The sequence below is a fragment of the Corynebacterium sp. MC3 genome, from assembly GCF_900099485.1.
In the GTDB taxonomy this organism is placed as follows: domain Bacteria; phylum Actinomycetota; class Actinomycetes; order Mycobacteriales; family Mycobacteriaceae; genus Corynebacterium; species Corynebacterium pseudogenitalium.
On sequence record NZ_LT622811.1, the window covers coordinates 37,600 to 61,002 of the forward strand.

The 23,403-nt window shown below is 61.5% G+C and carries 23 protein-coding genes; 10 read left to right on the top strand and 13 right to left on the bottom strand.

Translation table 11 applies throughout. From position 1 onward, the window contains the following. Window position 1: 1 nt before the first annotated feature. Window positions 2-1,171: a glycosyltransferase gene (locus tag BQ4436_RS01750; protein WP_255366087.1), complete on the bottom strand. Its 1,170-nt coding sequence runs from the start codon at window positions 1,169-1,171 to the stop codon at window positions 2-4. On the opposite strand from BQ4436_RS01750, the gene BQ4436_RS12120 reads away from it, so the two are divergent. Further along, complete coding sequence (locus BQ4436_RS12120) at window positions 1,163-1,570, top strand: hypothetical protein (protein ID WP_176754789.1); 408 nt, start codon at window positions 1,163-1,165, stop codon at window positions 1,568-1,570. The genes BQ4436_RS01750 and BQ4436_RS12120 overlap by 9 nt on opposite strands. Here BQ4436_RS12120 and BQ4436_RS01755 read toward each other — a convergent pair. Then, window positions 1,538-2,908, bottom strand: coding sequence for a glycosyltransferase family 4 protein (locus tag BQ4436_RS01755; protein WP_083329386.1), 1,371 nt, complete (start codon window positions 2,906-2,908; stop codon window positions 1,538-1,540). The two genes, BQ4436_RS12120 and BQ4436_RS01755, sit on opposite strands and share 33 nt — an antisense overlap. Before the next feature lie 107 nt (window positions 2,909-3,015). On the opposite strand from BQ4436_RS01755, the gene BQ4436_RS01760 reads away from it, so the two are divergent. After that, the gene (locus BQ4436_RS01760) at window positions 3,016-3,264 is read left to right on the top strand and encodes a hypothetical protein (RefSeq protein WP_070363455.1); all 249 of its coding nucleotides are present in this window, start codon (window positions 3,016-3,018) and stop codon (window positions 3,262-3,264) included. A gap of 21 nt (window positions 3,265-3,285) precedes the next feature. Here BQ4436_RS01760 and BQ4436_RS01765 read toward each other — a convergent pair whose 3' ends face one another. The 7 genes from BQ4436_RS01765 to BQ4436_RS01795 all read right to left on the bottom strand — a co-directional run bounded on the left by BQ4436_RS01765 (window position 3,286) and on the right by BQ4436_RS01795 (window position 10,872). Continuing rightward, window positions 3,286-4,251: a Ppx/GppA phosphatase family protein gene (locus tag BQ4436_RS01765; RefSeq protein WP_070975306.1), complete on the bottom strand. Its 966-nt coding sequence runs from the start codon at window positions 4,249-4,251 to the stop codon at window positions 3,286-3,288. After that, window positions 4,248-4,793, bottom strand: coding sequence for a DUF501 domain-containing protein (locus BQ4436_RS01770; RefSeq protein ID WP_070975341.1), 546 nt, complete (start codon window positions 4,791-4,793; stop codon window positions 4,248-4,250). The genes BQ4436_RS01765 and BQ4436_RS01770 overlap by 4 nt, the downstream gene beginning before the upstream one ends. A 254-nt stretch (window positions 4,794-5,047) precedes the next feature. Continuing rightward, on the bottom strand, window positions 5,048-6,064 hold the full coding sequence (locus BQ4436_RS01775) for a DUF3644 domain-containing protein (protein WP_070362111.1): 1,017 nt from the start codon (window positions 6,062-6,064) through the stop codon (window positions 5,048-5,050). 96 nt (window positions 6,065-6,160) lie between these two features. Continuing rightward, window positions 6,161-7,345 (bottom strand): ImmA/IrrE family metallo-endopeptidase, encoded by a 1,185-nt coding sequence (locus BQ4436_RS01780; protein WP_070975307.1) that lies wholly within the window; start codon window positions 7,343-7,345, stop codon window positions 6,161-6,163. A 509-nt stretch (window positions 7,346-7,854) separates the two neighbouring features. Next, entirely contained in the window at window positions 7,855-8,454 is a 600-nt protein-coding gene (locus BQ4436_RS01785) for an FtsB family cell division protein (RefSeq protein ID WP_070975308.1), read from the bottom strand. A gap of 90 nt (window positions 8,455-8,544) precedes the next feature. Continuing rightward, entirely contained in the window at window positions 8,545-9,819 is a 1,275-nt protein-coding gene (eno, locus tag BQ4436_RS01790) for a phosphopyruvate hydratase (RefSeq protein ID WP_070975309.1), read from the bottom strand. 240 nt (window positions 9,820-10,059) lie between these two features. Continuing rightward, window positions 10,060-10,872 (bottom strand): lytic transglycosylase domain-containing protein, encoded by an 813-nt coding sequence (locus tag BQ4436_RS01795; RefSeq protein WP_070975310.1) that lies wholly within the window; start codon window positions 10,870-10,872, stop codon window positions 10,060-10,062. A gap of 121 nt (window positions 10,873-10,993) precedes the next feature. On the opposite strand from BQ4436_RS01795, the gene BQ4436_RS01800 reads away from it, so the two are divergent. After that, a complete protein-coding gene (locus BQ4436_RS01800; protein ID WP_070975311.1) occupies window positions 10,994-11,422 on the top strand; it encodes a hypothetical protein in 429 nt (142 codons plus the stop codon). 233 nt (window positions 11,423-11,655) lie between these two features. On the opposite strand, the gene BQ4436_RS01805 is transcribed toward BQ4436_RS01800, so the two are convergent. Then, a complete protein-coding gene (locus BQ4436_RS01805; RefSeq protein ID WP_070975312.1) occupies window positions 11,656-12,120 on the bottom strand; it encodes a hypothetical protein in 465 nt (154 codons plus the stop codon). 9 nt (window positions 12,121-12,129) lie between these two features. Beyond that, on the bottom strand, window positions 12,130-12,783 hold the full coding sequence (locus tag BQ4436_RS01810; RefSeq protein WP_070362104.1) for an 8-oxoguanine DNA glycosylase OGG fold protein: 654 nt from the start codon (window positions 12,781-12,783) through the stop codon (window positions 12,130-12,132). Window positions 12,784-12,803: 20 nt separating this feature from the next. On the opposite strand from BQ4436_RS01810, the gene BQ4436_RS01815 reads away from it, so the two are divergent. Further along, entirely contained in the window at window positions 12,804-13,403 is a 600-nt protein-coding gene (locus tag BQ4436_RS01815) for a MazG nucleotide pyrophosphohydrolase domain-containing protein (RefSeq protein WP_070362103.1), read from the top strand. Here the strand turns inward: BQ4436_RS01815 and dnaG are convergent. Beyond that, on the bottom strand, window positions 13,400-15,310 hold the full coding sequence (gene dnaG, locus BQ4436_RS01820) for a DNA primase (protein ID WP_070975313.1): 1,911 nt from the start codon (window positions 15,308-15,310) through the stop codon (window positions 13,400-13,402). The genes BQ4436_RS01815 and dnaG overlap by 4 nt on opposite strands. A gap of 36 nt (window positions 15,311-15,346) precedes the next feature. Between dnaG and BQ4436_RS01825 the strand changes: the two genes are divergently transcribed. From BQ4436_RS01825 to BQ4436_RS01845, 5 genes are all read left to right on the top strand, one after another. Next, on the top strand, window positions 15,347-15,742 hold the full coding sequence (locus BQ4436_RS01825; protein ID WP_083329387.1) for a guanyl-specific ribonuclease: 396 nt from the start codon (window positions 15,347-15,349) through the stop codon (window positions 15,740-15,742). A 70-nt stretch (window positions 15,743-15,812) separates the two neighbouring features. Next, window positions 15,813-16,814: a hypothetical protein gene (locus BQ4436_RS01830; protein ID WP_143000762.1), complete on the top strand. Its 1,002-nt coding sequence runs from the start codon at window positions 15,813-15,815 to the stop codon at window positions 16,812-16,814. 250 nt (window positions 16,815-17,064) lie between these two features. After that, entirely contained in the window at window positions 17,065-18,759 is a 1,695-nt protein-coding gene (locus BQ4436_RS01835) for a carbon starvation CstA family protein (protein ID WP_070975315.1), read from the top strand. Beyond that, a complete protein-coding gene (locus BQ4436_RS01840) occupies window positions 18,743-19,006 on the top strand; it encodes a cory-CC-star protein (RefSeq protein ID WP_070975316.1) in 264 nt (87 codons plus the stop codon). The genes BQ4436_RS01835 and BQ4436_RS01840 overlap by 17 nt, the downstream gene beginning before the upstream one ends. Further along, window positions 18,997-19,938: an ArsA family ATPase gene (locus tag BQ4436_RS01845; protein ID WP_176754790.1), complete on the top strand. Its 942-nt coding sequence runs from the start codon at window positions 18,997-18,999 to the stop codon at window positions 19,936-19,938. Before BQ4436_RS01840 ends, BQ4436_RS01845 begins: the two co-directional genes overlap by 10 nt. 119 nt (window positions 19,939-20,057) lie before the next feature. Here the strand turns inward: BQ4436_RS01845 and BQ4436_RS01850 are convergent, their stop codons facing one another. Further along, a complete protein-coding gene (locus BQ4436_RS01850) occupies window positions 20,058-21,371 on the bottom strand; it encodes a deoxyguanosinetriphosphate triphosphohydrolase (RefSeq protein WP_070975343.1) in 1,314 nt (437 codons plus the stop codon). Window positions 21,372-21,375: 4 nt separating this feature from the next. On the opposite strand from BQ4436_RS01850, the gene BQ4436_RS01855 reads away from it, so the two are divergent. After that, the gene (locus BQ4436_RS01855) at window positions 21,376-23,400 is read left to right on the top strand and encodes a TPM domain-containing protein (protein WP_070975317.1); all 2,025 of its coding nucleotides are present in this window, start codon (window positions 21,376-21,378) and stop codon (window positions 23,398-23,400) included. Window positions 23,401-23,403 lie beyond the last annotated feature (3 nt).

A 23,403-nucleotide genomic window follows, 5' to 3' on the forward strand; every position in this document is an offset into this window, starting at 1 on the left:
CTCACTGCCTGTATAGCGCGGCGTATTCCTGCGCTACAGCGGACCACGCCCTCGTTCGCGCCCATAATGTACGCCTTTCGTCATGCTCGAGGCTTGCCGCGACGCAGATTCCCTCCGCCAACGACAAAGCATTTTCCGGTTCCACGTACGTTTCTATACCACCGGTCACTTCGCGAAGCGCCGGCAGATCAGAAGCAACAACAGGGATGTCGAGTGCCTGTGCCATCACCGACTTAATAGGAGTCACGTTCCTACACACGACAGTGTCCTTGCGCGGCACTACGAAGACGTCGAGCGCCCCGTACCATTTGTGGATGCTGCTCGCAGGCTGTCGGCCGACGAAACGTACTCGCTGTTCAATGCCTAGCGATTGAGCCTGTTCCTTCAGCCCCTCCAGCGCTACCCCATCTCCCACTACGACACCCAAGAAAGACTCATCGAGCTTTGTGAGTGCCTCGAGGAAGTACTCCAGACCTTCGTAGTCGACAACTGCGGTGATGGCTCCCACAAGCGTCTTGCCCTCGGGAAGGCGTAGCTCCCGGCGTAGTTCAAGCTTCGAATCGCGGCGCTGGAACACGTCATCGGGCACGCCGTTCGGCGCAACCACAATCTTTTCAGCACTAATTCCGCGCTCAATCAGAGACCGTTTTGTAATCTCGCTCAGCACCACCACTGCAGCTGCCTGACGAGCCGCCTCGAGTTCCTGGCGGTGTGCCGCTTGATAGTACTCAGATTGCTTTGCAGTCTCGCGTTTGTCCGTTGGTTGCTTTGAAAGCCATGTTTGTTCCGGTGCGCCCCGCATCTCGTACACCCACGGGATGCCGAGCCGTTTTGCTGCTCGGCTAACGATCAAGGCATTTTCGAACCCTGTAGTCGTATGTAGTGCTTCAGCACCGAACTTCGCAGCGTAACGCACCAGCTGTTTTACAGCTTGGTCCTGCTGCTCTGAAAAGGAGCCCGATGGCCACAAAGGCAGGATTCGAAAATAATCAATGCCATCAACGCACTCACGTTCATCTGTAGCAAGCTTGCCGACAACATTTGGATAGCCATACCGCGTCGCAGCTGCTACCTGAAGTCCAACGGACTGCATGCATTGAAGTACTGCATGGCTTCGCAGCGAGTATCCCGCGCTTGTGTGTGGCAACGAGTTGGTCAGGTAGTGAAACACGCGTTCCGCACCGCGCAGCGGCAAGGACGACTCAATGCCTTGATGCAGTTTCGCCCGCTCAAACTCATAACGTTGGTGTGTCAGCCGGTGACGCCGACTGCCTGCGAGCAAGTCAATGGCTTCCGAAAAATTACCAGATTCGAAAGCATGACGAGCAGCCTTCGCGATGTCCTGTTGATCGGCGTCTTTATCCGAAAGCACACGACGCTGCAGTACCGGACCCACGATCTGAACGTACTTGAGCCGCTGCGCTACGTTGCGTGCAAACGCATCAGCGTCAGTTCTGCACTGCTGCGCGATAAATCCGGCAGTAAAAACGGCTTGGCGCAGATACGCAACTTTGAGCAACGATTTCACGGTACTGCCTTAGTTCGAGAGGGCGTCGAGAAACTTCTGTAACGCGGCTGGACTCGCAACGTCTCGTTCGTGAACGACCCACTGAGCCGCATTACTCGGGACTTCCAATTCCTCCCGGTTATGTGCCAGCCGTACCCAGAGCTGTGCCAGCGCCTGTGGATCCTCGGCCGGCACAGTATGTCCCGCGTGCAGCTGTTCGATTAGGCGAGCAGGCTCGCCCTCCACTGCCCCACTGATATGGATCCCGGCTTCCATGAGCTCATACGTTTTCGAAGGCACTGCGCGCTGTAGCGGTGCCCAATCAGCAAGATGTACTAGTGCCGTATCAGCCCAGGCGTAGTACTGCTCGAGCGCATCTGCTGAGGTCCTAGGCAGAATTTCGATATCCGCGTCGAGTTCCCGTGCTTGGTTTTGCAGAGCTTCTTTGGTCACTCCAGCGCCGATGAGCTTCAAGTGCACATCAACACCTTGTCGGTGGGCTATCTCTGCTGCCTCGATCGCATTGCCAAGTTTTTGGGCTCGACCTAACGTGCCGGCGTACAACACATTGAGGTACGGGCGTTCACTCTCCTCATGGTGCACAGAGGTTGCATGTTCCCTTGAAAATGCGCTTTTGACTGGAAACACATTTCGCACGGTACAAACGTTCACCGGAACGCCTGCGTCTCTGCGAGCTAGCTTTGTCTGAAGCTGTTCCCCCAAATCATCGGCGGTAACAATCACACCGGCAGCGTTGCGCAACGACTTCTTCAACAAGTGCGAAACAATGGCGATCACAACCTGTTTTGGTCCCTTACCAAAGATTCGTTCCCGCCACGAAGAATCACCCAGTCCAGAGTTCCAGTCATTCGAGTACTTCAACAAATCCGGCCAGGCATCCCGCAAATCAATCACATACGGCACTCCAAGCAGCTTCGCAGCAAGCGGAGTAATGAATGCCGTAGGCAGCGCAGGAACCGTACCAATGATGAGATCAGGCGTCGCATCCTCCGCCTTATCGCGCTGTTTGGCGACTTTCAGCAGCGTCGAGAGCGCAACAAATCCTTGGTTCAAAGCCTTCGCTGTCAGCCCGGAGCCACCAGTTAGATACTGTGTCCGAAAGATCCGCTCCCCCGATGGACCCCACTCGACTTTGTTCACCCCCCGAATGCGGCGCCGAGTACGCACTCTTGCGTCCTTGGCGCGTTCCGCCCAATCATTCACCCGATTGTAATGCGGCGGTGGCGCGATGACACTGACGGAATGCCCCTGCTCGTGCAGCATCTCAGTGAGCCACGTCCACCTCCGCTGTGGGACCCCATTTTCTGGCGCCCAATAATGCGATAGCACCAAAATACGAGCCAACTTCATTCCCTTCTCACAGAGTGCACCAACAGTCATCGCAATATCGGCGTGTGCCTTGGCTTCCAGGATAACGGTTAGCTTTCTTAAAACCTTAATTGTGGCAGTACTGAAGCAAGATCGTAATCCTCTGTACTATGGCACCCATGATTCAATTCGTTGTCGGAGCAGCCGCCGGGTACGTGTTCGGCACGAAAGCCGGTCGCAAGCGCTATCACCAGATTGTCAACGCCACACAGAAGGCAGTGAACTCGCCGGTGGCCAAACAGGTGGTGACTTCCACCCGTAAGGCCATTGCGAACAAGATCGATCCGGAACCCCGCATGCGTGAGATCAAAGACTTACGCGGCAAGCGGGGGCACCAGGACCAAATCCTGGAGCCGGACGAGGACTAGCGTTTACTTGAGTTAAAGTTACTATTCGTGGCTTGCCAACGAGGCCACGATGCCGTCGAGGATGTCTTTCTCACTGATCACAATCGAGTCAAGACCAGTGAGATCCTCGGCGGCTTTCAATATTTCCTCGACGACGGCAGCGCCGGCGGGGATGACGTCGGCACGCCCGGGGTGGATCACCGGGTGGTCCTTGCGTTCCTGCACGCTCAACGCCTGGATCTCCGCGATGGTGGCACGCAGATCCTCGAAGGAGAGGCGTGAGAGGTGGATGCGGGTTGGGTTGTACTCGGGAAGGTGTTGGGTGAGCGCGGAGAGCGTCGTAAAGGTGCCGGCGCAGCCGACCATCGTGCGGGCCTTCGCCATGTTGACCACCGCTGCCGCGTGCTGGACCTGCTCGCGCGCGTAGTCGCGGGCTGCGCGCAGCTCCTCGGGGGCTGGCGGATCCGAGCGTAAGAAACGCTCCGTGAGGCGCACGCACCCCATCTGAGTGGAGATGCGGCCCTCGATGGCGTCGCCGTTGCCTACAACGAACTCGGTGGAGCCGCCGCCTAAGTCGATGACGCAGAAGGGGCCGTCGCCTGCGGGAAGGTCCATCGTGGCGCCGATGAAGGAAAGCTGGGCTTCCTCCTCCCCCGTGATCACCTCGGCCTGTGCGCCAGGCTGGATCTGGCTAAGCAGCTCGCGGGTCATGTCGAAGAAGACGTCGCGGTTGGAGGCGTCGCGCGTCGCGGAGGTGGCGACCATGCGCACGCGCTGCACACCCTCGGCGAGCATGCGCTCGGTGTAGGTGGCGAGCGCCTTGCGGGTGCGCTCAATCGCCTCGGGGTTGAACGCACCCGTCTTGTCCACGCCCTGCCCCAAGCGCACGATGATGTTCTCGCGGCAGGCCTCTTCAAACGTGTTCGTTGTGGGGTCGAAACGCGTGATCAGGAGGCGGATGGAGTTCGTGCCACAGTCAACCGCGGCGAGCGTTACCGGCTGGCTCATGCGAGGTGCTCCCCCGCCTCAGCGAGCGTGATGCCGAGGTCCTCGAGCGTCGGCCAGTCGGCAGGAATCGCGGTGCCACGCAGGTTGCCGTGCTCGGCAGCGAGCGCCACCGCCTCCGTACCGAAACGGAAGTGCTCCGGCCCCTCCGCAAGCGCGTACGCAATCAGCACGTGCAGGCACTTCACACGATCCGGCATACCGCCGCCGGAGAAGTCCGTACCCAAGTCCTCAATCTCGTTGCGCTTCGCCAAAAAATACTCGTGGGCGCGACGGTAATCCTCTTGCAAATCCTCGTCCTCGGCCAGGCGGGCCTCCATCCACTTCATCACCTGAGCGCCCTCCAAACGCGAAGCCTCGGCCGTGAGACGGCGGTCCGTCAGGTAGTAGAGGGTGGGGAACGGAGTGCCGTCGTCAAGCTTTGGTGCAGTCTTGACCACCGCAGGCTGGCCGTCCGGCGTGCGGTAGGAAATTTCCAGCACACCGCGGGGCGCGCGGCCGAGCTGCTCCTGAATGATATTGAGATCCTCTTGAGTCGGTTGCATGAGCAACATTGTTCCACACGAGGTGGGCGGTGGTGGAACGGTGCGGCGGAGGTGGGTTGAGGCTTCAGCTGCTTCTTGCACAATCAGTCATGGGGGCATTGCCTAACTGACTAAGGTTGCGTAGAATGTGTATCACAGCACCAACCCGAGAAGGATACAGCTGGGTTCCCGAATGGGAGTAAGGTCAAACGACCTGAGAATTCCTTTGCTCCAAGGGTTGGTGTTTTACTTTTCGAAGGCGATTTGCGGCTCAGTTATTTTGTATTAATTTTCCTTCTTAACTGATCAAGACAGTGACCAGGGTCTTTTTCAACTTGATGCGCGATAAATTCGACTGCTGCCTCGGAATATATCCAATTGCTCGTTTTCTCTCCCGCAGTCTTACGGTCGTAGGAGAAGCGCTCATCGCCTTTCATCTCGTACGCTTTGGTAAAGAGTTGGAAAGCATACGTAGTAAACTTCTCTTTCACTGAACCATTGAAGCAAAAAGTAATGCCTCTTTTCTTTAACAAAGAATCGATCTTTTTAGTCGCGTTACCAGCAGTATAAGGATAAAAGCTAACGGCATCTTTCACATCCTTGACGATGGCGATGCCATGCTCCGATCCGTTTTGAATGTAAACATTCAAATCTGCATCATTCTTCTTTTTAACCAGCCTCAACGAGGTCTCGTAAGTCGCCGCGATCCTCTGATTTCCTTCAGCCCCGATAGCATCCGCAACGTCTTTCCGCCGGGCAAGTAGTTCCTGCGCAACTGCAGCGTCATACTTTGTCCGAATAACGTCAGGAACGATTGCACCTCTTCTCATTGCCAAGGCCAACCGATTGTCTGGGATGAGCTCGCTTACCGAACGGTTATGCAATTCCCAAAGCTTGTCCGCATAGTTTTCCACGCACGACTGCAAGAAGGGCCCATAAAACAAGTCGTACTCGTCTGTGATGAAGTGCGTGTTCGTATTACGAAACTCCATCACATTCTTCATGTTTACCCGAAGAGGATCCTTCTCATTCGTAAAAACCCTCTTCAAACAATCGGAAAGAGCAAGAGTCCTACTAGGATCATCTTTGAAGTAAATTGAATCAATGCCCCACTTTCTGATCATGTGAGCTTTCAGCATCAGCTCCCAAGCATTGCACAACAAAATCGAACAACTTTCCGCACCGTATTTTAAGCTCGGTCGATTGTACAGTTCGACAGCAAGAACAAACGCCTCCTCACTCTTATCCAGCAAGCGGGTAATTGTCTGCTCGTTTCCTTCATCGATACACATATCACCAAAGTTTACTCGAATCGATACGCAAAGACGTTCTAATATCGATCCCTTTGGTTTCGCTGCGCACCCTGTCCTGCCTGCGCTTTCTAAAACCTAATCCCCGATCAGCTGAAATTTGCTTCCTAAGTACTCTGCCTCCCTGCTAGCCCAATCGCTTTTCTTCACCAGGTTCTCAAAGGACTTATACGAGGCAGCGCCAAGAAGCCGCGCAGCATCTCTCTCAGGAATCTGTCCAGACTTTGCGGCAAAGGTGATCGTCTCGAAGAACCGCTCGCCGACGCGAGACCGAACGAGGACATGGAACGAAGGACCGCCGCTGCCTTCTTGTGTAGCTTTCTTTTCTTTCCTGACACGGACCAATCGCATAACTTCGTCGAACTCTTGTTGCTCGATCAGGAAAATATCTTTCAAGCGCAACAGCATCGCTTCCCTACTGATGCCAAACACGCTTGCCAGAGACGTGACGTTGTCGAGCAAAGAACACTTCTTGTTGTACCGTTCTTTCACTGCAGTCTCTGGGGCAATGAATGCCGCTGCAAACTCGTTACACCAGCGCTCTACCCGCAGGTGATCGCTGTGGTCAGAAATACCAGCCTTCCCCAAAGCAACATGACCCAACTCGTGGGCGAGACTGAAGAGCTGCGCAGTTTTAGCGTCACTTGTATTCACAAACACCAGGCAGAATTCCCCATCAATCAGGGTGAATCCGCGGAACTCATCAATACTGAAATGACGTTGCGTAGAGTTTCCGACAATGGAATTTCGGGATACTAAAATCCCTACATCTTCCATCTGATGCGCTAGTGTCGTCACTCTCTCTGGCCCAGGAATTGCAGAAGCCTCGTCAAACCCCAGCGCGATGCGAGCCTGGCGAGCAGCCAGGATGGAACTGGTGGAATCTTGGGCAGAGCGCAGAATTTCAGGACCAGGAATTCCAACTTCCTCCGCGTAATCCGAGTACCACCCCAAGCGCGCCTCGGCGGAGTGAATAACTTCCTGCAGATCAGGACTCAGCCCATCGAGACGCTCATTTCTGACAGTACGAAAATCAGGTACATCAGTCTCTTCGCCAGAAGGCGCCTGAAGAAGGAGCCTTCCAAATGGGATTCGTGCCTTCTTCGCTAGTTCCTTCGCTTGGTTGAGCGTCGGACGCTCCTCCCCTGAGCGCCAATCGTTTACCTTGGGAGACGTGGCACGGAGCTTTTCGTCACTGAGTCCTGTACGTCGCAGCGCCCAGTCCAGCACAGACGGTTCGATATCAACACGCAGAACCCCCATCGCTTCCCTCCTTTCAATCTTGGTAATGAAAACGGCGCAACAGAATTGAGAATACTTTAACTTGCCTGGTTAAACGTTAAAACCCAAGGACCCAGCCGAAGAACTCAGTGAGCTTCGAGCGCTTCTTTCTTTTCGGGAGCGTGAGGTAATCAATCAGCCACTGCTCCTCTCGTTGTCGCAAGCCGTTGGGTTGGTTTCAGGCTACACAGTTCTGGTTCTTGATTGCGCTTGTTGGACCCCAGCGTGGGCGTAAAAAGCGTGCGCTAAATGTCGTGCGATTCAGGTCGCGCTGTTTGCCCCGGGCTTGGTGATTTTCGGCGACCAGCGTCGCACTCCATTAATCACACGCTGCTAATAGCACGCTGCTAATCGGTCGACGGGAGCGCTCGGGGTGGCGTCGGTGGAAGCCTGGTGATTCTCCAAATGGGAGTAAAAGGATTGGAATAATCCAGGTGGGAGCGCGCAAAAAGTGGATTGCAGTAATCCTGTTGCTACCTTTTAGCTTCGGGCTACTGCGCTTCAGGCGCCGCAGGTGCTTCCGCGGGCGCTTCGGGAGCAGGCGATTCTGCCGGGGCGGGCGATTCTTCAGGAGCGTCAGCGGGGACGTCATCGGGGACCTCGCGCAGGGAATCCCAGAGGAATACGGCCCAGCCGCGGTCGTCGGGGGTTTCGTCGGAGGTGATGGTGGTGCCGTGGGTCATGCGGGGGTCGATGACTCGCCAGGCGGACTCGCCGGGCTCCATCACGCCGAGGCGGCGGCGGGCGACCTGGTTGAGATACTCGGGGTCCTCATACTTCGCGATTTCGCGTTCAAGGTCCGCCTGGCGGCGCTCCAAGTGCTCGATGTTTGCCTGGGCGCGCGCGATCTCGTTGCGGCCCTCGTAGAAATTACGGAGTGGGGCTGCTACTGCCACAAGTACGGCGATGAGCACGATGATGAGCAGGGCGAGCGTCGCTAAGTTGGGGGCGGCGAAGCGCGACTCCCTGTTGGCCTTCTGCTCGGCGAGCTGCTGCTTGCGCTGCTCGCGGGACGCCACGGGCACAGTGCGAGCCAACCGCTTCCTGCGGCGCTTCGCTGTGTGCTTGTCTCGGGGCGTGCCAGTGCTCATAGTGCTCATTAGTGTACAGCAGGGAAAAACGCGACACCCCCTGCCACGCGCGAGCGCGCGATGGGCAGGGGGTGCGTACAAATCAAGCGATTACTTGAAGCGTGGGAATGCGGAACGACCAGCGTAAACAGCGGCGTCGCCGAGCTCCTGCTCGATGCGCAGCAGCTGGTTGTACTTCGCAACGCGCTCGGAACGAGCCGGTGCACCAGTCTTGATCTGGCCGCAGCCCAGAGCCACTGCGAGGTCCGCAATGGTGGTGTCCTCGGTCTCGCCGGAGCGGTGGGACATCATGGTGCGGTAGCCAGCGCGGTGAGCCATGTCCACAGCGTCGAAGGTCTCGGTCAGGGTACCGATCTGGTTGACCTTTACCAGCAGCGCGTTCGCAGCGCGCTCCTTGATGCCGCGTGCGAGGCGCTCAGGGTTGGTGACGAAGAAGTCGTCGCCAACAATCTGGACCTTGTCGCCGATGGTCTTGGTCAGGTTTGCGTAGCCCTCCCAGTCATCCTCCTGCAGTGGGTCCTCGATGGAGACGATTGGGTACTCAGCGATGAGCTCCTCGTAGACCTTGGCCATCTCCTCAGCGGAGTGCTCGCCGCCCTCGAACTTGTACACGCCGTCCTCGAAGAACTCGGAGGAAGCAACATCCAGAGCAAGTGCGACGTCCTCGCCTGGCTTGAAGCCAGCCTTCTCGATTGCCTCAACGATCAGGTCAAGCGCTGCGCGGGTGGAGTCGACGGAAGGAGCGAAGCCGCCCTCGTCGCCAAGGCCGGTGGAGAGGCCCTTTGCGTTAATAACGGACTTCAGAGAGTGGTAGACCTCTGCACCCATGCGCAGAGCCTCAGCGAAGGACTCAGCGCTCAGCGGAGCAATCATGAACTCCTGGACGTCAACGCCGGAGTCAGCGTGCTCGCCACCGTTGACGATGTTCATCATCGGAACAGGCAGGATGTGAGCGTTCGGGCCGCCAATGTAGCGGTACAGCGGCAGACCAGCGGACTCAGCAGCAGCCTTCGCCGCAGCGATGGACACGCCCAGGATCGCGTTCGCGCCGAGGCGGGACTTGTTGTCCGTGCCGTCGAGCTCGATCATTGCCTTGTCGAGCAGACGCTGATCGTCAGCCTCGATGCCAGCCAGTGCGTCAGCGATCTCCTCGTTGACGTTCTTGACAGCCTTCTGGACACCCTTGCCGCCGTAGCGATCGCCACCGTCACGCAGCTCGTGCGCCTCGTGTGCGCCAGTGGACGCACCGGAAGGAACACCCGCAATGCCGTGCGCACCATCGTCGAGGAAAACCTCAGCCTCAACGGTTGGGTTACCGCGAGAGTCCAAAATTTCACGAGCAAAGACGTGCATAATATCAGCCACTACAGTTCATCTCCTTGAGATTGGCCAAACCAAATTTCCGTTACCGATTGTTCCAGATCGCAGCAAAAAATGCTTGTTGGCGTTCGTCACACTCGCGCTTTCCCTGCGTTTCCGTGCAGTGATAGGCCCACAACCACGCCATTTAAGGTCACACCATTCGGAATGTGATCTTCGTCAAACCTTTTGTCCATGCCCGGTTTCGCCCGCTTTTGTGGCTTTCTCGGCATGGCCGCGGCACGCCTACCGGGTGGCGCGCTGGGTGAGCGCGTAGTTCGCAGCGGCATCGCGGACGTTGTGGAGGTACTCGCGCGAGTGGTTATACGTCAGCACCGCATCCGACCACCCCTCCGCAGTGGACAGGTCACGCCCGTTCGCACAGAGGAGGTTCGCTGCGCTCAGGGCGGCGTCGTCAATTTGCTGCGGGTTTGCTACCCCATCGCCGTCCGCGTCGCGGCCATATATCGCCCACGAGCCGGGGATGAACTGCATCGGCCCCACCGCGCGGTCGTACTCGGCATCGCTGTCGAGGGTGCCGCCGTCCGTGTCCGAAATGAGTGCGAAGTTGCCCGTGCCGTCGAGCGCCGGGCCGATGATCGGCGGCTGCGCCACCCCGCTCTCGTCGAGGCGACCAGCGTCGAACTTCTTACCCGTATAGGTGCCGTGGCGGGTCTCCACCCAGCCGATGCCAGCGAGCGTATTCCACTGCAGGTTACAGGCCGGCCAGGCCTCCGCTGCGATCAAGGCGGCGTTGCCGTAGGCACGCACTGCCTGCGGGTCGACCCCGATCTCCTCCGCGATAGGGGCGGCCCAGGCATGGAGTTCGTTGGCGGTTCGGCCGGGCGCGTGGACGTCGATAGCAGGTGGTGGCGTGGCCGCAGCCGGGGGTATGTCTTCCGGGATGGGTTGGCGCTGCACGAACTGCTCGGGGCCGCCAAGCGCACTGAGCAGGAAGGCCACCAACGCAACAACCATCACCACCGCGCCGACAACGACAAGCAGCGCCACACACCCACACCCGCGCGCACGCCTGCCGGGACGGCCAGAAAACGTCATGGCAGAAGATCCTACACTACCCCCGTAATCCCCAATTTTCACTTGCGTCACACCAGTAACAGGTATGGTGTAATCCGTTCTGTTTTCAAACACCTATTTACAACCTGAAAGTGAGCACCCTATGCGCATTTCCACCCGCATCGCAGCCATCGGCGCCGCAGCCCTGACCGGCCTGGCAGGCCTCGCAGCACCAGCAGCACAGGCACAGGACGCCACCTCGCTCCTGCAGCTGGTCAACGGCAACGTCAAAACTATGAACTGCAGCACCCTGCGCGTCACCCTCAACGGCACCGGCGTCGCAGGCAAGGACACCACCCGCCAGCAGCTGGTCAACAACCTCAATGGCAAGATCGGCGACTCCATTGCCCTTCGCGTCATGTCCGGCGGCACCGTCCAGGCAGTTGCGGACCGTGCGCTGGAGTGCGGCATCGTGAAGCCGGACCCGGTACAGGACTGGGCGAAGCTCCTCGGCAGCTCCCAGACCAACATCCCACCACAGCTGCAGCAGCTGTCCTCCAACCTGGACCTGGGCCAGCTCCTGACGCGCTAGGTTTTAGGCGCTCGCCCCGTTGCTTGCGCACCACATTCCCTTTTTCCTTCGCCGACTTTTACGTTTCCCCAGGTCACGCAAAGCACGGGAGGGAATCTGGTGTCACCCCAAGCAGCACGCGCACCACATTCCACGATTCCGATCGGCGAGCGCGGCAAAAGCCCAGGTCAGGCTAAACCTGTGAGGGAATGTGGTGCGCACCCCCGCTAGCGCACAATCCCAAGAAGCCCCCCCTACTCCACCACCAACTTGATCACGTCGGTGGGGCCTTCGTCGCCCGCGAACTCGACGGGCTGGACGGTGGGGGTAATCGGGGCGTTCACATCGACGGGATCGCCGGTGGTGGCGCCGGGGCAGGCGTCGATAATTGAGGGGTCGAACCACTCGATGGCGGGTTTGCGATCATCGCTGAAGATGACGCCGATGCCGCTCCAGGTCTCCCAGCGTTGTGAGTCGTCGTTGATGCTGTAGACATCGTCGGGGTCGAAGCCCAGGGCCTCAGCCTGCGCCTTGTCTGTGTACGGGCAGAAGAGATAGGCGCGCTCGGCGTGCTCGCCGGCAACCTGCGACACCGTAAACGGTGTGCCCTCCTGCGCTGCGGCTGCGAATCCCAGGTCCGTCGACTTCTCTGTCGAACACCCGGCTAGCGCCACACAGCCGAGGGCAAGTCCAGCAAGAACCGTTGTACGCGCCTTCATGATGGTCTCCTATCCTTGGCGGGCGTGCTCGCGTAGTGCGAATTCTACCGCGTCGAGTGGGAGGTCGGGGGCGTGCTCGTCGCGCCCGGCCTTGATGGCTGCCAGGTAGGTGCCGTATTCGTCGGCGGACCAGTCGCTGGTTACGTCCAGGCCGGCGCCCTTCGCGCGGTTGGAGCAGATGATGAGCGGCTTCTCGTCGGCGGCCTCCTGCGGGCCGGCCAGGAAATAGATCAGGCCGGAGGCGAACTTCGCAGGCAGGCCCGTGGCAACGACGGCCTCGTACTGCTGGACCGGCGTGAGCTCACCGGAGCCGACCTTGCGCAGCGCCTGCAGCAGCGCGTTCGCCTTGCCCTTGTTGCGCAGGAACTGCTGCAGCTTCAGCTGCGCCTGCGCGTTCTTGCCGCCCTGGAATGCGAAGGACGCACCCAGAAAGTCGATGATCTGGTCGCGGGCGAACTCGGAATCCACGACGTCCTGCGCGAAGGCGAAGACTTCGCGGCGGGTCAGGGTCGCGGTGGCGTCGTCGCGGAAGGGTGGGACGCGGCGCAGGTTATGCGGCCAGCCGGTCTTCCAGCGGATCGGGGAAAAGCTGACGGTTTCTTGCGCGACGGCCTCCGCGGTTGGGGAAACGGCCTTGATGGCTTCTGCAATCTGGTTTGTCATGCGGACTATTGTTACACACTATGACCATCCTCGTGCTTGACCCTCGTTGGCCCGACATGCTGCCCGTTTCAGTTGCGCAGCGCATCCGCGGACCAGTGGAGTTCACCATGGAAGTGCCCGTCTCCGTGCGTTGGGACCTTGCCGACGCCCCCGACGGCCCCTCCCCCTGGCTGCTCACCACGAACGAGGAGGACGAGCTCGTGCGCGACCGCATCGCGAAGGGCGAGCACGTCGAGCGGGTGCCTTCGCTCGAGGACCCCGTCCACCAGGCAGTATCCGTCATGCACGCGGCGCGCACCCGCGGGCAGTGGGAGCGCTCCATGACACACGAAACGTTGCTGCCCTACCTCCACGAGGAAACCGAGGAGCTCGCCGCCGCCATCACCGACAACGAGGGCGACGAAGCCCTGCGCAACGAACTTTCCGACGTCCTGTTGCAAGTCCTTTTCCACGCCGAAATCGCGGCAGAGCGCGGCGCGTTCGGGTTCGCGGAGGTGGCGCAGGGGTTCGTCGATAAGATGAAGGCGCGCTCCCCCTACCTTTTCGACGGCAGCACCGGCACCATCGACGCCGAGACCCAGGACCGGCTGTGGCAGGAGGCCAAAGCCAAGGGCAACTAGCCTTGCGGCCCGTAGGCCCCGCCGCGCAGGGCGCGGTCGTTGAGCTCGCGGCGCGCCTGCTCAAGCGCCACCAAGTCGGAAAACAGCGCGTTGTAGGCGGCCTCGTCGTCGGAGGGGCGCATGCGCTGCAACTGCGCCTTCAGCAGCGCAATCTGATCCCCCACGCGGGTCTCCTGTAGGCGTGAAAGCACCGAGTCCACGTAACGGTCAATGTCGTCCGGGTGCATCGGCTCAACCGCCAACTCTGAAACGAAATTGCGGCCCACCAGGTCCAGCATCTCCTGCGCCACCTTCGCCAAAAACTGCGGGCCCACGTGCGCGCCCGTCACCCCGCCAGCCTTCTCGATCGCGTCACGCACCTGGCGATACGCCGGGTTCGTAAACGCCTCCGGCGAAATGCCCTCAAAGTAGCTACCGGCTTTCTCCGGGTACTGCAGCGCAATCTTGAGCGCCTCGCGCTGCGGCCACAGCAGCGGATCCTGCGGGTTCGGCGGCACCAACGCGGGCGGCTGGCCCGGCGCGGCCTGCTGCTGGCGCTGTGGCTTCTGCCAGGTACGCTGCTGCTTCTTCGGCCGACGCGCCTCCTCGCGGACCTGCTCGAGCACCTCGTCCGGGTTCGGCCAGCCCACCCAGCCGGCGAGCCTGCGTGCGTACTCCGTCTGCAGTACCTTGTCGCTGATACCGGCGACGACGGGGACGGTGCGTCGCAACGCCTGCAGGCGCCCCTCCGCCGTGTCCAGCGAGTAGTCCTTCAGCAGGGACTCAATCACGAACTCAAAAATCGGGATTCTCGACGCCACCAAGTCCCGCAACGCGGAATCCCCACGGTCAAGGCGCAGGTCACAGGGGTCCAGGCCGTCGGGGGCGACCGCCACAAACGACTGCCCCGAAAACTGCTGATCCCCCTCGAACGCGCGCATCGCCGCCTTCTGGCCAGCCTCGTCGCCGTCGAAGGTGTAGATCAGCTCGCCGCGGAAGTAGTTGTCATCCAGCATGAGGCGGCGGATCACCGCCATGTGATTCTTACCGAACGCCGTACCACACGACGCCACCGCCGTCTTCACCCCCGCAGCGTGCATCGCCATCACGTCCGTGTAGCCCTCCACCACCACAGTCTGGTGATCCGTAGCAATGTGTTTCTTGGCCAAATCCAGCCCAAAGAGCACCTTCGACTTGTGGTACAACATCGTGTCCGCGGTATTCATGTACTTACCCATCGGGTCATCATCAAACAGCTTGCGCGCCCCGAACCCGATCACGTTGCCGGCCACATCCTTAATCGGCCAAATCAGGCGGCGCCGAAACTTATCAATCGGCCCACGACGCCCCATACTCGAAATCCCAGCATCCTGGAGCTCCTGGGCGTCGAAACCCTTGCGAAGCAAGTGCTTCGTCAACGTATCCCAACCATCCGGGGCGTACCCGCACTCGAAGTGATAAATCAGCTCCTTCGAAAACCCCCGCTCCAGCAAGAAATTCCTACCGACCTCCGCCTCCGGGGTCTCCAACTGCTCACGGTAAAACTCGTGCGCCGCCTTATTCACCGCCAACAGGCGCGCGCGAGTCCCCGGCTTCACATCACGCCCACCAGTCGTCCCGCCCTGGTAATTGATGTGGTAGCCGATCTCCTGAGCAACCGCCTCCACCGCCTCCGGGAAGGACATCTGCTCCATCTCCATCAGGAAGGAAAAGACGTCCCCGCCCTTGCCCGTAGAAAAGCAGTGGTAGTAACCACGCGCCGGACGCACATGGAAAGACGGCGTCTTCTCATCCTTAAACGGGCTCAATCCCTTCAGCGAGTCATAGCCAGCCGGTTTCAGCTGCACATACTCGCCAACGATGTCCTCGATCGCCGCCCGCTCACGAATAGCCTCAATGTCACTATCCGGAATTCTGCCCCTAGCCATACGCACATCGTAGCGCCTGTGCCACAATGACTCAGCGTGAGCCGAAAATCGAAGAACACCGCCGTCGGCGCCGTCGTTGTCGCCGCGGCGCTCCTGATCAACACGTTCCTGCCCAACAAGGACGAGGGCGCCGCGTCGGGAGACCCCACCTCCTGCCCGAACCTCCCCGCAGAGGCCTGGGACACCATCAACCTCATCGAATCCGGCGGACCCTACCCACACCCAGAGGACGACTCGCGCTTCGGCAACTACGAGCGCACCCTCCCCGAAGAGCCACTCGGCTACTATCGCGAATACACCGTGGACACGCCAGGCGTCCACCACCGCGGGCTGCGGCGCATCGTGACCGGCGGCGGAGCCGACGGCGTCGTCGACGAGTGGTACTACACCGACAACCACTACGACACCTTCTGCGAGGTGCAGCCGAGGTAACCAACTGGGGGAAGGTGGCGTCTCGAGCACACTCGGGAAATTGTGAACAAAATTGCTACACTTCCAACGCATGGGGGAATTCGCAGCGCTGCGCGCACACATTCACAGCCTTCGGGGACGCACAGTACAAGCTCAGCGGCTCAAACGAGCCGTCACGAGCGGGACTATGGTGCGGATTGGGAGGTATGGGGCCGTCGAAAAGCGGTGGTGGGGCACGCTTGACCCCGACACCCGCCGCATCGCACGAGCCCTCATCCACGGCCGCGAAAACCGCAAAGCCGCCATCGTTGGGCGCACCGCCGCGCGCCTCCACCGCCTCCCCGTGCCACACCTCGGCCAACAGCCCGAACTCACCGAAGTCGCGCTGCCCAACGGCACCTCCATCACCCGCAGCAAATGGCGCCCCAGCCTCCACTATCGACGCCAAATCCTCCACACCACCGACACCATCGCCGGAATCCGCGTCGCACCCCTGCCCGAAACCATCGCGGGCATCTTCAAATGGGAGCCACGCGCGCAGCTCTACCCCGTCCTCAACCACCTCAAACACATCGGTGGCCACGAGGACACCATCACCGCAGCCATCTGGGCCCTGCCCCACCAACGCGACCGCAACACCCTCCAACTCTGCTGGGAGCGCGCCACCCACCACCCAATCGCGCCCGAGCTCAGCTACCTCGCCACCGCCCTCATCTCCCACCACGCACTCCCCGCGCACTACTGGCACACCCAACCGCACCGCGTCATGTACGGCACCCACTTCGCCCTCGCACTCACCGACGCCCCACTTTTCGACGACCACTGCGCCCCCACCGAAACCAGCTGGGTCCGCACATTGCACGTCCCCGTGGAAGCACTCCACCGCGACCTCCGCGGCACGATCAACCTCATCGCCGACACCGTGCGCGCCACCTACCGCGGCCGCCCGCATTGCGACATCTGCCGGGGCCCGCGCGAACCACTGCAATACGCCGACGACCCCCTCCGTGATGCAAGCATTGAAGCCTACATCGCAAGGATTAGCAGATTCCCCGACGATGAGCGGCCCGAAGGCCTTCTTCCTGCGTGGTGATTTTGGGGGTGGCATGTGTGCTCTCGAGCGGAGTCGGGAATTTGTGAACAAAATTGCGTGTGGTTGGAGTCACAAAATGCGCAATTCTATTCACGATTTTCCGAACAATCTCGCGAGGCATATCCCCACCCCACGCGAGCCGTCGCCGAGGAGAACCTCCGGGAGGGTTCAGAAAACACCGGAAATGAGCTGTGAGGTGTGGCATACTTTCCGCAGTTGTGACTCAAGACACTGACAGAAAGGCGACCGCATGAACTCGCTCTTCCTCGTACTCATCGGGCTGGCGATGCTGCTCACCGGGTACCTGCTCTATTCAAAGTTCCTGGGCCAGCGGGTCTATAAGCTTTCTGAGAGCTATGAGACCCCGGCGCACACTATGGAAGACGGTGTGGACTACGTGCCCACCAACAAGTACGTGCTGTGGGGCCACCACTTCACTTCCGTGGCGGGCGCCGCGCCGATTATCGGCCCGGCAGTCGCTGTGATTTGGGGTTGGCTGCCCGCATTCCTGTGGGTGACCTTGGGAACGGTGTTCTTTGCGGGGATGCACGATTTGGGGGCGTTGTGGGCGTCGCAAAGGCATAAGGGGCAGTCGATTGGTACGTTGTCGGGGCGCTACATCGGCGCGCGTGGGCGCAATCTCTTCCTCGTGGTGATTTTCTTGCTGCTGCTGATGGTGAATACTGCGTTCGCGGTGGTGATTTCGAACCTGCTGATCGCGACGCCGTCGGCGGTGATTCCGACGTGGGGCGCGATCCTGGTCGCGGTGCTGATTGGGCAGGCGATTTACCGCCTGAAGTGGAATCTGCCGCTGGTGTCGGTGGTTGGTGTTGTGGCGCTGTACGCTCTGATGGTGATTGGTGACCGCGTGCCACTCGCGCTGCCGGAGACGGTGATGGGGATTCCGGATCGCGGTATCTGGATCATTTTGCTGTTCGTGTACGCGTTCATTGCGTCGATGCTGCCGGTGTGGGTGCTGTTGCAGCCGCGTGATTACATCAATGGTCTGCAGCTGTTTGTTGGTCTGATTATTTTGTACGCTTCGTTCTTTATTGTGCGTCCGGAGATTGTGGCGCCGTCGATTAATGAGGCGGTGCCGGAGGGCACACCGAGTATCTTCCCGCTGCTCTTCGTGACGATTGCGTGTGGTGCGGTGTCTGGCTTCCACGGCATTGTTGCTTCGGGTACGTCGGCGAAGCAGTTGGATAAGGAGACGGACGCGCGCTTCGTCGGGTACTTCGGTGCGGTTGGTGAGGGCCTGCTGGCCCTCGGCACGATTGTGGTGACGACGGGCGGCTACAAGACGATCGCGGATTGGGAGAACGTGTACAACGAGTGGAACGCCGGTGGCGTCAACGCCTTCGTCGAAGGCGGCGGTGCGTTGATGAACCAGGGCCTGGGCATCCCGACGTCCCTGTCGGCCACCATCCTGGCCACCATGGCTGTCCTCTTCGCTGCGACCACGATGGACTCTGGTGTGCGTCTGCAGCGCATGGTCGTCGGCGAGATCGGCCAGATTATGGGAGTGAAGCTCTCCGGCCTGGCAGCCACGATCATCGCGGTTGGTGCTGCGCTTGGCCTGACGTTCTCGACGGGCCTGGACGGCTCCGGCGGCATGATCATCTGGCCGCTGTTCGGCACCACGAACCAGCTGATGGCCGGGCTGACCCTGGCAGTCCTGGTGGTCATCCTGACCAGGCTGCGTCGCCCGACGCTGCCACTGCTGATCCCGCTGGCGTTCGTGACGCTCATGTCGCTGTGGGCGGCAGTGCTGCAGCTGCGCACCCTCTTCGAGGCAGGCAACTGGCTGCTGCTCGCTATCGACGTCGTCATTATTATCTGCGCGATCTGGGTCATCGTTGAGGCGATCACCGCGATCAGCAAGGCGCGCCGCGAGCCAGCCGTCGAGTGGGAGGACACGCCGGTCGATGAACCTGCGCAGTAAGCTGGCCGCGCTCGGCGCGGGCCTCAGCGAGTTCTACCAGGCGCCCTACCGGCGCGAATTCGCCCGCGCCGCACGCGAGGAGGACGACCTGTTCACCCTGCTGGTTGCCTCCGAAATGCTCGGCATCCCGAACCCCGCCAGCTACTACACACTCGAACTCCTGCCCCTGCTTTACGACGACTTCCACGCCTGGCACACCCGCATGGGCATGGAACACTCACCACTCGACGGAATCTCATGTTGCTAGACGCCCCAGTCATGTTCTTCGGCGGGAAAGGTGGCGTCGGCAAGACGACGATCTCCGCCGCCACAGCCGTGCGCCTCGCCGCGCGCCGCCACCGCGTCCTCTTAGTTTCAACGGACCCCGCACACAACCTCGGGCACATTTGGAACACCTCGCTTCACGACGCCCCCACCGCCCTTGAACCGAACCTCCACGCCATCGAGCTCGACCCGGCAACCATTACTTCACAGCACCTGCGCGCCGTCGGCGAATCGATGCGCGCCATGATGCCCGAACGCCTCCACCGCGAAGTGGACCGCCACCTGGAGATGTCACGGCACTCCCCCGGCATGCACGAGGCCGCACTCCTCGAACGCATCGCCGACCTTGTCGCAGAGCGCGGCGACTACGACCACATCATCTTCGACACCGCCCCCTCCGGCCACACCTCCCGCCTCATGGCGCTTCCCGAGGTCATGGCCGCCTACACCGACGGCCTCTTGGCCCGGCGCGACAAGTCCGATAAGTTCAGCGAGCTCGTCCGCGGGATGGGCGGCACTTCCGGGAACAGCGGCTCCCCCGTCGACCGCCGCAATCAGCAGATCCGCTCCACGCTACTGAAGCGCCGCCGCAAGTTCGAGCGCCTCCGCGCCGTGCTCACCGATCCCGCCCAGTGCGTCTTCCACATCGTGCTGACCGCGGAGCGCCTGCCGGTCATGGAGTCGATGGAGTTCTACGAGGAGCTCACGTCCCACGGCGTGCACGTCGGCGGGGCCGTGGTGAACCGTCGCACGCCAGATGAGGCCGGCTCTTTTTTGGCGGGACGCCGCGAAGTGGAAGCGCGAGCGCTGGAGCTGCTGGACCTGCCAGTGCCGATCCTTGAGCTTCCGTGGCTTCCGGGTGAAATTGGCACGCGGGATGCGCTCGAGCAGATCGCTGAATTCCTCTCCTCGTGATGGTGGGAGTACTGCTCTCAAGTTGAGTCGGGATTTTGTGAACAGATTTGCTTGTGTGCCGAGTCACAAAAACTGCAATTTTGTTCACGATTTCCCGAATAATCTCGCGAGGCATACCTCTAGTAAAATCCGTCGAACGCGGCGGCCTTCTTCGCGGTGCGCTCGAGGCGCGACTCCGTCATCGAAGCGATCTGGTCCATGATGACGCGCTCGCGCTCCAGATCTGTCTCGGCGGCCTCGAACCACTGCTGGAACATCGTGTCCAGGGTGCCCGGCGCGCCCGCGCGCAGGTATTCATGGACGTGGAAGATGCGGTCGCGCTGCCGATCCTGGCGAGCGAGGTGCGCGGGCTCGTCCATCACGTAGAGCACGGCCACGGTCTTGAGAAGACGGACCTCTGCCTCCACGTCAGGCGGGACCACGAGGTTGCCGTGCTGTCTGCCCAGCACGTTGTTGGCTTCGTCAGTGAGCGTGGCCTGCGTGACCCCGCCGACGTAGCGCCCAACTAACTGCGAGGTCAGCGCTTTGAGTTGGGTCCAGGACTGGAGGGTGAAGTCGAAGTCGGCGGCTGCGGCGATGGCGGGCAGGGCGCGGAGACGGTCGGCGGCGTCGATGAGTGAGTCGGCGGTGCCTCCGAACGCGGCGGCACCTTTCTCGGCGAGGGCGGCGAGCTCGACGAAGTCCCAAAGGACCTGCAGTGACACGCGGGAGGAGACGATGCCGTCTTCGACGTCGTGGACGGAGTAGGCGATGTCGTCGGCGAAGTCCATCACCTGTGCTTCCATGGGCGGGCGGTTGTCGGTGTGTCCGGCGCGTGCCCAGGCGAGGACGTCGGCGTCTTCGTCGTAGGCGGAGTATTTGCGGTTGACTGTGCCGTCGGGGTTGGTGCGGGTCCACGGGTATTTGGTGGCGGCGTCGAGGCTGGCGCGGGTGAGGTTGAGGCCGTAGGTGGTGGCGTCGATAATTATTTTTGGTTCGAGGCGCGCGAGGATGCGAAGTGTTTGTGCGTTGCCTTCGAAGCCGCAGGGGGCGGCTTCGTTGAGGGCGTTTTCGCCGTTGTGGCCGTAGGGCGGGTGGCCGATGTCGTGGGTGAGTCCGGCCATTTCGCATAGGTCGGGGTGGAGGCCGAGTCCGGTGCCGATGCCGCGCGCGATCTGCGCGACTTCCAGCGAGTGGGTCAGGCGTGTGCGTGGTGTGTCGCCGTCGCGAGGGCCGACGACTTGGGTTTTGTCGGCGAGGCGTCGTAGCGCCGCGGAGTGGAGGACGCGGGCGCGGTCGCGGGCGAAGGCGTCACGGGTGTCGGCCTGGGGCGCGGTTTGGGCTCCTTTTGGGGCTTCGGGGGCGCGGCGTTCGACGTCTGCGGCGTTATAGGTGTACACGCCTTCTGAGCGTAAACGGTTCCGGCACGTTTCTGTGTGAGCGACTACCCTCATTGGCATGACTAAGCGCAACTACCGTCTCTTGGCCGCTGCCCCGCTGTTCGTTGGGGGCGCGTTGCTGGCCGTCGCTCCGGTGGCGCAGGCTGCAGCGCCGTCCGTGTCCGTGCAGGCACTTCAGCCCAGCTTATTGACGACGCCAGTCACCGACGAAGCTGGCGTCCTGACCGCTGGGGAGGTCTCCCAGGTTGAGGACGCTATCGCGCAGGTCAGCGCGCAGAAGGGCCGCTCGGTGCGGGTGGTGTTCCTCGATTCTTTTGCGGGCACACCGCCGTCGGAGTGGACGGAGCAGGCGGTGCGGGCCAACGGGCCGAATACGGCCGTCATCGCGATTTCGCCGAATGAGCGCGCGTACAGCGTGACCACTGGCGAGCAGTGGTCGTCCGCGGAGGCCGACGCGATTGACCAGGCGGCGTACGCGAAGTTGGTGCAAAGCGATTGGGCCGGCGCGGCGTTGGCCGCGGTTGAGGCGGCCGGCAGCGCTAGTGCTGGTTCGGGTGGCACGGGTTCGGGCTCAGGCGGCGGCGAGGCAACTGGCCTGATTGCCGGCGGTGCCGGGCTCGCCGCGGTTGCCGGTGGCGGGTACTGGGCTGTGTCGCGCCGAAAGAATAAGCAGCACAGGGAGGCGCAGGTGGCGTCGGCACGCGAGCTTGCACCCGGCGATGCGGATTCGCTGAACCGCCTGCCTACCTCCACCCTGGACGCGGTGGCGCAGGAGGCGCTCGTCGCTGCCGACGAGTCAGTGCAGCAGGGCCAGGAGGAGCTGCGCCTGGCCACCTCTGAGTTCGGCGCGGACCGCGTGCGCCCGTTTACCGCCGCGATGAACTCGGCGACCACTGCCCTGCGGCGCGCGTTTCGCACCCAGCAGGCGCTGCACGACGCCATCCCGGAGACCGAGCCGGAGCGGCGCGCCATGCTCATCGACATCATTACGTCTGCCCGCACCGCTGAGGCGTCGCTGCGCGCGAAGACGGAAGAGTTCAACTCGATGCGCGGTGTGCTGATGCGCGCGCCGGAGGAGATCGAGAAGGTCATGCAGCGCACCGTCGATCTGCGCTCGCGGCTGGAGCCTGCGAAGCAGCAGCTGGTGGCGCTGCGGGAGCAGTACCCCGCCCAGATGCTGCACTCCATCGACGGCAACGTGGAGCTCGCCGCCGAGTCCCTCGACGAGGCCGAGGCACAGCTAGACAAGGCTCGCGGACTTGCCGCGCGTCCGGCCGGTGAGCAGGGCCCGCTTCTCGACGTCCTCTCCGCCGCCACCCGCGCCGTCGAGCTTTCCGACCACAACCTGTCCGCCATCGAGCACGCCGACGCGAACATCCGCACGGCGAAGGAGAACCTCTCGTCGCTGATCCAGGAAATCCGCGACGAGATCGAGCAGATTACGCAGCTCAAGAGTGCACGCGAACAGGGTGCCGACGTTGACGTGACCGCCCTCGACCGCGTCACCGCGACCGCCCGCGAAGCGATCGCAAACATCGGCGACCGCGACACCACCGACCCACTGAGCCTGTACGCGGACTTGAGCGACGTGGACGCACAGCTCGACGCCGAGATTGAGCGCGCCGAGGGCGCCGCCCACGACCAGTCGCGGGCGCTGACCATGTTCGACCAGCAGATGCAGGTGGCCACCACCCAGATCCAGTCGGCCGAAGACATGATTCGTTCCCGCGGCCGGATTATCAGCTCCCAGCCCCGCACGCTGCTGGCCCAGGCACAGCGCGAGTACGCGGAGGCCCAGCAGCGCCGCACCAGCAACACCCGCGAGGCCATCGAGTACGCCCGCCAGGCGACCACCACCGCGCGTCGCGCGATCCAGGCCGCCAAGGACGACTTGGATCAGTACCGCCGCGCCCAGGCCCGCGATACCGCGAACTCCATGGCGCAGGCCGTGCTGTGGGGCTCGATCCTGTCCGGCGGCGGCAACCGAGGGGGCGGCTTCGGGGGCGGAGGATTCGGTGGAGGCGGCGGCTTCTCCGGTGGCGGCGGTGGCGGCGGGATGAACACCCGCGGCGGCACTTTCTAACCG